At 37.8% G+C, this 596-nt stretch carries 1 protein-coding gene; it reads right to left on the bottom strand.

All coding sequences use genetic code 11. The features are described from left to right. Positions 1–95: 95 nt before the first annotated feature. Positions 96–479, bottom strand: coding sequence for an amidohydrolase family protein (locus ACYQ4S_RS12170; RefSeq protein WP_459771426.1), 384 nt, complete (start codon positions 477–479; stop codon positions 96–98). Positions 480–596 lie beyond the last annotated feature (117 nt).

The following is a 596-nucleotide window of genomic DNA, read 5'->3' as shown; positions in this document are numbered from 1 at the left end:
CTAGACCATCAAACCAAAACCTGTTTGACGAGATAAATCCAATAGTGCTGTAAAAACCAATCAATTGTATGCTCATTTAAGAGCTATTCCCCCAATTATTCCTTGGAGTTTCCTAGTTCACTCACTTTTATTCCATCTACATAAGTGGAATGCACCGTTATATTCTTGATCTCAGAAGGAGTAACTGAAAAAATATCCTGATTCAGTATAGCAAAGTCTGCCAGAAACCCCTCTTTAATTCGTCCCTTTACATCCTCATCAAAGCTCGCATAGGCACTTTCATAAGTGTAGGCATCGACTGCCTCATAGATAGACATCGCTTCGTTAGGAAGATAGGCTTTCTCAAGCGGCTCATTCAGTCTGTTTCGTGTAACTGCACACTGAATATTTTCAAATGGATCGAATGAAACGATCGGTGCATCGCTGCTGAATGACTGATGAACCCCTTTATCCTTCATTGTTTTAAATAAGTAACTCAAGTTTTGCAGTTGAATATCCAGGTTTAACCCTTGCGGTTATTGAAACTTCTTATAAATAATTATCAAAAAACACACAAAAAGACACCTCTCTTTGGTAAAATGTAGTCACCATAACAA

The sequence above is a fragment of the Alkalibacterium sp. s-m-28 genome, assembly GCF_054658175.1.
The sequence above is the reverse complement of the archived record's forward strand: the minus strand, read 5'-3'. Positions and strand labels throughout refer to the sequence as shown.